The 9,678-nt window shown below is 69.8% G+C and carries 5 protein-coding genes and 1 pseudogene; 4 read left to right on the top strand and 2 right to left on the bottom strand.

What is annotated here, in order from left to right:
- Positions 1 to 145 (top strand): annotated as a pseudogene (locus tag AB0K09_RS23555) (transposase); the annotation flags it as partial.
- A gap of 54 nt (positions 146 to 199) precedes the next feature.
- On the opposite strand, the gene AB0K09_RS23550 reads toward AB0K09_RS23555, so the two are convergent.
- Positions 200 to 4,171, bottom strand: coding sequence for an amino acid adenylation domain-containing protein (locus tag AB0K09_RS23550; RefSeq protein WP_366067359.1), 3,972 nt, complete (start codon positions 4,169 to 4,171; stop codon positions 200 to 202).
- A 625-nt stretch (positions 4,172 to 4,796) separates the two neighbouring features.
- On the opposite strand from AB0K09_RS23550, the gene AB0K09_RS23545 reads away from it, so the two are divergent.
- Together AB0K09_RS23545 and AB0K09_RS23540 are read left to right on the top strand one after the other, a co-directional pair.
- Positions 4,797 to 6,272, top strand: a complete 1,476-nt coding sequence (locus AB0K09_RS23545) for an NF041680 family putative transposase (RefSeq protein ID WP_366067358.1) — start codon at positions 4,797 to 4,799, stop codon at positions 6,270 to 6,272.
- Between the two features lie 58 nt (positions 6,273 to 6,330).
- The gene (locus AB0K09_RS23540) at positions 6,331 to 6,807 is read left to right on the top strand and encodes a hypothetical protein (RefSeq protein WP_071967439.1); all 477 of its coding nucleotides are present in this window, start codon (positions 6,331 to 6,333) and stop codon (positions 6,805 to 6,807) included.
- A 314-nt stretch (positions 6,808 to 7,121) separates the two neighbouring features.
- Here AB0K09_RS23540 and AB0K09_RS23535 read toward each other — a convergent pair whose 3' ends face one another.
- A complete protein-coding gene (locus tag AB0K09_RS23535) occupies positions 7,122 to 7,430 on the bottom strand; it encodes a chaplin family protein (RefSeq protein WP_366067357.1) in 309 nt (102 codons plus the stop codon).
- 280 nt (positions 7,431 to 7,710) lie between these two features.
- On the opposite strand from AB0K09_RS23535, the gene AB0K09_RS23530 reads away from it, so the two are divergent.
- Complete coding sequence (locus tag AB0K09_RS23530) at positions 7,711 to 9,264, top strand: NF041680 family putative transposase (protein WP_366067356.1); 1,554 nt, start codon at positions 7,711 to 7,713, stop codon at positions 9,262 to 9,264.
- The last annotated feature ends 414 nt before the right edge of the window (positions 9,265 to 9,678 follow it).

The following is a 9,678-nucleotide window of genomic DNA, read 5'->3' as shown; positions in this document are numbered from 1 at the left end:
CAGAGGCCGGGCAGTGGCGGGACGGGAACCCGGAGGTCTTGGTCGTGTTGGACGCGGGCTACGACGCGCCCCGCATCGCCTACCTCCTGACCTGCCCGTGGAGGTCCTGGGCCGGCTCCGCTCGGGCTGGGTGATGCGCAAGCAGATTCACATACTGGCGGACCGGCTCCCGTCGTGCGGCGATCCGGGTGTTCGCCGGTTACGGGGCGTCGGCCCGGAGGCGGGCGGTCAGGAGTCTCCCGATGTTGGCTGCGTGCGCGGGCTGGGTCATGGCGGCGTGGTCGCACTCGATGTCGTACGAGGTGATGCGGCCGGTGACCCACGGACGCCACAGTCGGCTCGCAGACTCCCGCGAGGTGGTCTCCCGCGCCGCGCGGAAGTACAGCAGGTCCCCCGCGAATACCGCCGAGGTGCGGGTTGGCAGGAGGGCGGAGTACCGGCGGAAGGTCGCCGTGGCGGCGGAAACCTGCTCCTCCGCCAGCACGTCCGAGGGGTGCGGCAGCGGGCCGCCGGGGGCGACGGACGTCGGCTCGGCCTGGCCGGGTGGCTGCGCCGCGAGCCCCGCCGCCTCCAGGAGGAGTTTCCGCACAAGGGGTTCCAGGGCCTGGGCGGGCAGGACGGTGGCGTCCAGAGGCTCGGAGTCGAGCATGGCCAGCAACTGGACGCGTTCCCCCTGCTCCTGCAACCGCACGGCGACGGCGTGCGCCAGCGCTCCGCCCAGGGACCACCCCAACAGGTGGTAGGGGCCCGTCTCCTGGACCGATCGCATCGCCGCGACGTAGGAGGCGATCAGCTCGGTGAAGGTGGCGGCGGGCCGGTCGGCAGGGTCCAGACCCTGGGCCTGCAGGGCGTACAGGGGGACGTCCGGCGGGAGGTGGCTGGGGAACGTGGCGTAGCACCAGCCGAGCCCACCCGCGGGGTGGACGCAGAACACGGGGGGCCGACTCCCGGCCGGTCGGAGCGGGAGGAGCATGGCGTAGGTGTCCGGCTGCGCTCCGGCGTCCAGCAGCGGTGACAGGGCGGCGACGGTGGGGGCCTGGTAGAGGGACTGGAGTGGGAGATCGACGCCCAACCGCGAGCGGATGCGGGTGATCAGTCGGGCTGCCGGCAGCGAGTGGCCGCCGAGTGCGAAGAAGTCGTCGTCGACGCCCACCTCCGGCACGTCCAGGACCTGCGCGAAGAGCTCGCACAGTGCGGTTTCCGTAGTTGTGCGCGCCGCCCGTCCACTCCCCTTGACCGGGGCCGCCGGGGTGGGCAACGCCGCGTAGTCCAGCTTGCCCTGCGCGGTCAGCGGCAGCGCATCGTGAAGGACGAAGGCGGTGGGCACCGTGGCCGCAGGGAGGTGCGAGGCGGCCCATGCGCGCAGCGCGGCCGGGTCACACGCCGCCCTGCCTGTGCCCCCGGCCCGCGAGGGCCTGGCGGCGGGTACGACGTGGGCGGTCAGCTGGCTCTCGCCTCGTTCGTTCACCTGGGCGGTCACCGCAGCCTGGGCGACGTCGGGGTGGCCGGTGAGGGTCGTCTCGATCTCGCCCGGCTCGACGCGTACACCGTTGATCTTGAGTTGGCCGTCGACCCGACCGAGGTACTCCAGGACCTGTCCGTCGGTCCAGCGTGCGCGGTCGCCTGTGCGGTACATGCGGTCGCCCGGAGCGCCGAAGGGATCGGGCAGGAACCGCTCGGCCGTCAGGTCCGGCTGGTGGAGGTAGCCGCGGGCGACCTGGTCGCCACCCAGGTACAGCTCACCGGCCACCTGGGGCGGTACGGGGTGCAGATGCCGGTCCAGCACGTAGGCGCGCACGTTCTGACCGGGTCGGCCGATGACCGGCTGCTCTCCCTGCTCCCTCAGGCGGCAGTACACGGCGTCCACCGTGACCTCCGTGGGGCCGTAGTAGTTGTACGCCGCTGTGCCGGGCAGTTCGCGCAGTTGTCGCCACAGCGCCGGGGCGAGGGGCTCGCCGCCGACCATCAGCATGCCTGGGTGGTGACGGTCGCCCTTGAACAGGTCGGCGGCCAGGAGCTGTTGGAGGTAGGACGGGGTGACGTCCAGGAAGTCGACGTGGTGGGAGGTGACGTATTCGACGAGGGCCGCGGGGTCGTGGCGGACCTCGTCCTCGATGAGGTGCACCTCTTGGCCGGCGGCCAGGAACAGCCAGCCCTCCCAGGACGTGTCGAAGCAGAAGGAGGCGGTCAGCGCCGAGCGCAACCGGTGTCCGGCCGCCTCCACTGCTGGGGCGATCAGGGTGTCTGTGTGGTCTGCGAGGAGGTTCGCCAAGTGCCGGTGTTCGACGACCACCCCCTTGGGCCGGCCCGTGGTGCCGGAGGTGTGGGCGAGGTAGGCGGCGTGGTGCGGTCGCGGCACGCGGCGACGTTCGCGATCGCTCAGGTCTTCGGTCGGCTGCGCGGCGAGAGCACGTGCCGACTCGGGGGTGTCCACGAGCAGCACCCGGTCCCCGCAGGGCAGTCGGGCCGCGGTGTCCGTGGTTGCCAGGACGCAAACCGGCCGTGCGGCCTCCAGCATCCCGCGGATACGGGCGGGAGGGTGGGTGACGTCCAGCGGCAGGCAGGCCGCACCCGATTTGAGGACCGCCAGGACCGCGACTGGGTAGTCGGCCGTACGGGCCAGGGCGATCGCCACATACTCCTCCGCCGCGGCGCCCCGTTCCACCAGGAGGCGAGCCAGCTGGTTGGCCCGGGTGTTCAGTTCGCCCCGTGTGAGCCGGGACCGTCCGCACACCAGCGCCGTCACCTGCGGTTCCGCACCGGCTTGCGCCTCGAAGGCGGTGTGCAGCAGCCGGGCCGCTCTGGGACGCGCGGTGCCGCAGCCAGCCGCCAGGAGGCGCTGTCGCTCCTCGCCCGTCACCAGTTCGACGTCTTGGAGGCGGCCGCCGATGTCCGTTTCGGCGAGGGTGTGCAGCAGGGCGAGGAAGCGCCGGTGGTGGGCCGCGACCTCCGCGGGCGGGTAGGTGTCGGGGGCAGCCTGGAGATCGATGCGCAGCGAGCCGTCGGCGGGGCGGTCGTAGACGTTGACGCTCATACCGGTGACGGGGCCGTTGGACAGGTTGTGCAGCACCGCGCGATGGCGTCCGAAGCTGAGTCGCGCGTCGTGCGTCATGATGTTGACGCCCCAGTCGTCGTACGGACCGTCGCAGGGGCGGACGATTTTCAGCTCCTGCGAGAGGTGTCCGGCGGGGTACCGCTGATGGCGCAGCAGCCCCTTGGCCTCTTCAGCCGTCCGGTGCAGCAGGTCCGCCCACGTCTCGGCCCGGCTGAGAGGTACGCGCAGCGGCAGGACGTTCGCGAGCATGACGGGAACGTCGCGGGACCCCGGGCCTCGGCCGGCCAACGTGACGTCCAGAACCGCCTCCTCGCGGTCTCCGAGGCGGCCGACGTACAGTGCCAGGGCCGCCATGGCGGCGCAGGGCAGGCTGGTGCGCGCGGTGCGTGCCGCCTGCCGCATCCGGTCCGCCGCCTCGGCGGCGAGGTGGCCCGTCACGCGGGTGAAGGTCCGTCCGGGGCGCGCCCAGAGCCGTGGGGCGTGAGCGGCGCGTGGCCAGTCCGCCAGCCTGCCCGCCCAATAGTCGCGGTCCCGGATCAGCGCCGGCGAGGCGTGGTAGTCGGCCTCGTCGGCCAGGGCCCGGGAGAGCGGGCCGAGGTGGCTGGGAGGAACCGGCCGGCCGGTCTCCAGCGAGGTGTAGACCTCGGCGGCGCGAGTGAGGAACAGGGCGAAGCTGTAGCCGTCGGCCACGGCGTGGTGGATCGCCGCGTACAGCAGGACGCGGTCGCTCGCGGTGCGGAACGCGGTGAAGGAAAAGGCCCGCGACCGCCGCAGGTCGACCGGTTTCTCCAGATCCCTCCGCATCCACGCCTGTGCCGCAGCCGCCGCCTGCGGTGCGTCGCGCATGTCCAGGACGGGCAGCGGCCAGTCCGAGCACGCCTCGACCACCTGACGCACCCGGCCCTCCTCGTCGGTCTCGAAGCGCACACGCAGCATCTCGGTGTCGGCCACCGCTTGCCGCAGCGCCTGCTCCAACAGGACGAGGTCGACCGGGCCCTGGATCTCGACGACCTCGGCCGCCCGGTAGCAGGGGTTGTCGGCTTCCATCCGCTGTGCAAACCACACGCGCAGTTGTGCCGCTGTCAACGGCAGGTCCCCACCGCCCTTATTGCCCATGCCTCACTCCGACCACCGATCGCGCTCGCGTCCTGTCCGCCGCACGCCTCCGACGGATGCACCAGCCACCAGTGCTGCCCTGTCAGCGCGTGGAGGTCGGTGGCGCCTCCCCACAGGGCGTGAGTGTGCCGTCGGGAGTAACGACTGGGCGGGGCAATGGTGCTGCCCGGCGCTCGGCGAAGCGGAGAGGGGTGGGCCGGGCGATTCGGGCTTCGTGTCCGGCCGTTTCACCGCGCGTCCCTTCCTCGCCGCAGCCAGGGACTGCATCGCCTCCCGGCAGGAGGCCGGTCCGTCACGGGGCCGCCGCACAGCCGACGAAGGCCGGTTTGGCCAGCCGGTGATCTCGCGGCCATTGAGCCCCTGGATATCTCCACCCGCATCAAGTCAGCCCGCAACACTCCGTCCATACACGGTCGGAGCCTGGGGCGCCGAGGCCTCGGCAGCACCCAACGGTATGTCGGCCGCGACAGCAGTCCCGCCCGTGATCTTTTAGCTTGTCATTTAACGACCGGCGTCGAACGCGGCTCGAACTTGATCAGCGTTTTCGCACTTCAGCGGACACGTAGGCGGCCTCCGTCTGATCCTGTGCTCCGTCACAGAGTGGATCAGCGCGAAGGCCGTGGTCGTGAGTTTGGTGCATCAGGGAATCCTGCGGGATGCGTTCGCGGAAGTGTCACACTTCCGGTCAGAGCTGTACGCGTGTCTGACCGTGCGGGGCGACGCGTTGTTCGAGTTGTGCGACGCGCTGCTGTGCACGGACGGGCCGGTGCGGACGCTGGTCGATCTCGCGCTCGCTCCCGAGCACCGCCGTGGGCACGGAGCGCTGTACGGCGGACTCAACCAGGGCCGGATCGACGTTGCCCGGCTGCGTCGTGCCCTGGCTGGGGTGCCGTTGCCACGGGCGGCGGACGGTCGGCTCGTGCTGGCGGTGGATGTCTCGCCGTGGCTGCGACCTGACGCCAACACGTCTGCTGCCCGGGCCTTTTGTCACACTTTCGGGCGGGGTGAGGGCAAGCATCAGATGGTGCCCGGCTGGCCGTACTCGGTTGTGGCCGCGCTGGAGACCGGCCGCACGTCCTGGACGGCGGTTCTGGACGCGGTCCGCCTTCAGCCCGGCGCCGATGTCGCCGCGGTGACCACCGTGCAGATCCGTGAGGTCGTCGAGCGGTTGGTTGCCGCCGGCCAGTGGAAGCCGGGCGACCTGGAGGTCCTGGTCGTGCTGGATGCCGGATACGACGTCCCTCGCATTGCCCACCTGCTGGACGGTCTGCCCGTCGAGATCCTCGGCCGGCTCCGGTCCGATCGCGTGATGCGGCGTCCGACACCCTCCCGCGAAGAGTTCCACCTGGCCAACCCCAAGGGCGGCCGACCGCCCAAGCACGGCAGCGAGTTCGTCTTCGGCGATCCCGCAACCTGGGGAACCGAGCAGGCCGTGACGGGCACGGACACCAGGCTCTACGGGAAGGCGACCGCGCAGGCGTGGGACCGGCTGCACCCGCGGCTGACCCGCCGGGCCGCATGGCTCGACCACGACGGGCCGCTGCCCGTCATCGAGGGCACGGTCATCCGGTTGGTCGTGGAGAAGCTGCCCAGCGGCGGGGTCAATAAGCCGGTCTGGCTGTGGTGGTCTCGCACCGACGCCACCGAAGGGGACGTCGACCGCTGCTGGCAGTCCTTCCTCCGCCGCTTCGACATCGAGCACACATTCCGCCTGTTCAAGCAGACCCTCGGCTGGACCAAGCCCCGGCTTCGCGGCTCGGAAGCGGCCGACCGGTGGACCTGGCTCGTGATCGCCGCCCACACCCAGCTCCGGCTCGCCCGCCCCCTGGCCACCGACCTCCGCAGGCCCTGGGAGAAGCCGACCGAGCCGAACAAACTGACGCCCGCCCGCGTCCGCAGAGGGTTCAGGAACCTGCACGCGAAGACCGGCTCTCCGGCCAGCGCACCGAAACCGTCCCGCCCCGGACCGGGCAGGCCGCCCGGCTTGAAGAACCGCCGCGTCGCCACCCAGCATGACGTCGGCAGAGTCATCGTCACCGGCGAGGCGTATGCCCGCCCCGCCCACCACAAGGTGGGCACCAAACCGCGACGCGCAGCATGAACTGGCAGCTCAGGACCTCTGAACACTGATATGCCTCGCACCAGGCAGAATGAGCGGCATGGTCAACGAGGGGAACGACGGCTTCACGCTGCCGCGGGGGGCGACAGGTTTCTACCGGCCGAAGGACGGCCCGCTTCCCGAGACTGAACTGAAGGCGTTCCGCGCCGCTCTGTATGCCGCTGCCCGCGTCGCTGGAGGCGAAGTAGGTGAGGTGGAGGAACGGGTGTACCCCCGGACCTTTCACACCGCAACGGTCGTCGGACGCGCAGGCGAGAACGTTGTCCTATGCCACGCTCACCACCCCTGGGTCGCCTTCGCCAAGGCACGGCGGGACTGGTACGGAGAGGACTTCCTCGCGCCGCCGCCGTGGGCTCACGCCTTCGCCAACGCGGGCTTCACGGTCCTGAGCAGCGAACGACTCGCCACACCGCTCTCCGACGTGGACACCTCAGCGCTCACGCAGGGCGAGTGGCGTGAGGTCCGCTTCTACGGGATCACCACGTTGGGCGGAGTCCTCTTCAACGCGTGGGACTGACATACCGGCAGAGGCGCCGTTCAACGCCCGACCGTTAAATGACAAGGTAAGTGCCTGTTTCGGAACCCTGTTTCAGCAGGTCAAAAGCCTAGATCTGCCATGGGAGCTTCGGCTGAGCGTTCGGGGATCGGTCACGGTGACCGATCCCCGAACGGAAACCGCTGAGTTAGGGCGGCATGAGTGACGAACGGCGTCGTGGCATCTGTCGATACCCGCTATCCGGAGCGCGAGATGTCCCACGATCTCAAGCTGCCGACCAGCACCTCGGCTATCACGCGAAACGTGTCATCGAGATTGACCCGCCGCTGGCTTCGTCACAGCGGTTTGCCAAACTCCCCCATCAATTCCTTGGGAATGTCCTCCAGTAGTACGTTTTCGCGATTGATGGGGAGGTCTGCGCCTCCGCATTGGTTGACTGGGGCGCCGATGGGGAGGCCGGCCAGGTTGCCGTTGCCCGCTCCCGTGCCGTGTGTGGTGCTGCCGAGTGCGTGCGTGCCGTGCTGGTTCATGCAGCCGTTTCCGAATGCGGGCGACAGGAAGTCGCCGATCCCGCCCGCTGCTGCGGGGGCCGCTGCCGCGACTCCGGTACTGACAATCGCCGCGGTGACAACGACGGTGCTCATTACCTTGCGAGTTCTCATACCCCGCGAACGATCACCGGCCGCAGTGGTCACATCCAGCAAGCCGAGCGCTGCACCACCCTGTCGTAGACCGCGTCGTTAGTTGGCCCACGTAGAGATCCAGTTCAGGGGTTTGGACACAGGCTCTAAGCTTGTCATTTATGGTCCAGCGTCGAACGCGGCTCGAACTTGATCAGCGTTTTCGCAGTTCGGCGGACGTGTAGGCGGCCTTCGTCTGATCCTGTGCTCCGTCACAGAGTGGATCAGCGCGAAGGCCGTGGTCGTGAGTCTGGTGCATCAGGGCGTCCTGCGGGATGCGTTCGCGGAAGTGTCACGCTTCCGGTCGGAGCTGTACGCGAGTCTGACCGCGCGGGGCGACGCGTTGTTCGAACTGTGCGACGCGTTGCTGTGTACAGAGGGGCCGGTGCGGACGCTGGTCGATCTCGCGCTCGCGCCGGAACACCGCCGTGGGCACGGGGCTCTGTACGGCGGACTCAACCAGGGCCGGATCGACATAGCGCGGCTGCGTCGCGGCCTGGCCGGGGTGCCGTTGCCTAGGGCGGCGGACGGCCGGATCGTCCTGGCCGTCGACGTCTCGCCGTGGCTGCGGCCGGACGCCAACACCTGCGCTGATCGGGCCTTCTGCCACACGTTCGGCCGGGGTGAGGGCAAACACCAGATGGTGCCGGGCTGGCCGTACTCGGTGGTGGCCGCGCTGGAGAGCGGCCGCACGTCCTGGACGGCGGTGCTGGACGCGGTCCGCCTGGAGCCCGGCGCCGACGTCGCCGCGGTGACCACGGGGCAGATCCGCGAGGTCGTCGAGCGGCTGGTCGCCGCCGGCCAGTGGCGGCCGGGCGACCCGGAGGTCCTGGTCGTGCTCGACGCCGGATACGACGCCCCGCGCATCGCCCACCTGCTGGGCGACCTGCCCATCGAGATCCTCGGCCGGCTGCGATCGGACCGGGTGATGCGCCGGCCGACGCCCTCGCTCAAGGAGTACGCCTTGGCCTATCCCCAAGGCGGGCGACCGCCGAAGCACGGGCGCGAGTTCGTCTTCGGCGACCCCACGACCTGGGGCACCGAGCAGGCCGTGACGGCCACGGACACCAGGCTCTATGGGAAGGCGACCGCGCAAGCGTGGGACCGGCTTCACCCGCGGCTGACCCGCCGGGCCGCGTGGCTCGACCACGACGGGCCGCTGCCCATCATCGAGGGCACCGTGATCCGTCTGGTCGTGGAGAAGCTGCCCAGTGGAGGGGTCAACAAGCCGGTATGGCTGTGGTGGTCGGGCACCGGCGCCACCATCGCGGACGTCGACCGCTGCTGGCAGTCCTTCCTCCGCCGCTTCGACATTGAGCACACCTTTCGCCTGTTCAAGCAGACCCTCGGCTGGACCAAGCCCCGACTCCGCAGCCCGGAGGCGGCGGACCGGTGGACGTGGCTGGTGATCGCCGCCTATGCCCAGCTCCGCCTCGCCCGCCCACTGGCCACCGACCTCCGCAGGCCCTGGGAGAAGCCCACCGAGCCGAACAAGCTGACACCCGCCCGCGTCCGCAGAGGGTTCAGAAACCTGCACGCGAAGGCCGGCTCACCAGCCCGTGCACCGAAACCGTCCCGCCCCGGACCAGGAAGGCCACCGGGATCGAAGAATCACCGCCGGGCCCCACGACACGACGTGGGAAGAGTCCTTGCGACCGGCGAGGCATACAGCCGGCCAGCCCACCACAAGCTCGGCACGAAACCCCGCCGAACAGGTGGGCACGAAACCGCGTCGCACTGGCTAGCAGACGGGGTTGAGAATCGGCAGTTCGGTCACCCCCGCCCGCTTGACCCCTGATGGGCAGCCGGGAATAGGGACCGGAGCGGCTCAACTTCCTGTTCCATGGCATCGAAAACCGAGCCAACCTGCTGCCCGACGTCGCCCAACTGGATCGGCAGCCTACTCTGCAAAGCCGACCAGCTGCTTCCACGTGGTGATGACCGGCTTTCGGCATGAGCACTGGGAGCGGCGAGAAAGGCGGCCAAGCCAACACTCACGGCAGCAACAACGATTCGTTCACGCATGACGGACTCCCCAACCGAGCGACACGATCCCTCAGAGCTGCCCAGCCCATCCCGCACTACACCTGAGCCGTTCATCGCACATTTGAACGTGCCCACGGCCGGCCGGTGGAGCGCCGCACCGCGCCAGAAACGGAAACGTGATCTCGCTGTCGGGACATCCCCAGAGTTGGCTGGTTAAACGGCAAGC

The organism is Streptomyces sp. NPDC049577, from assembly GCF_040675635.1.
Taxonomy (GTDB): Bacteria; Actinomycetota; Actinomycetes; order Streptomycetales; family Streptomycetaceae; genus Streptomyces.
The sequence above is the reverse complement of the archived record's forward strand: the minus strand, read 5'-3'. Positions and strand labels throughout refer to the sequence as shown.

Excerpts from the sequence above, each read along its gene's own strand:
- AB0K09_RS23540 (WP_071967439.1), top strand. The coding sequence starts at position 6,331 with ATGGTCAACGAGGGGAACGACGGCTTCACGCTGCCGCGGGGGGCGACA.
- AB0K09_RS23535 (WP_366067357.1), bottom strand. The coding sequence starts at position 7,430 with ATGAGCACCGTCGTTGTCACCGCGGCGATTGTCAGTACCGGAGTCGCG.
- AB0K09_RS23550 (WP_366067359.1), bottom strand. The coding sequence starts at position 4,171 with ATGGGCAATAAGGGCGGTGGGGACCTGCCGTTGACAGCGGCACAACTG.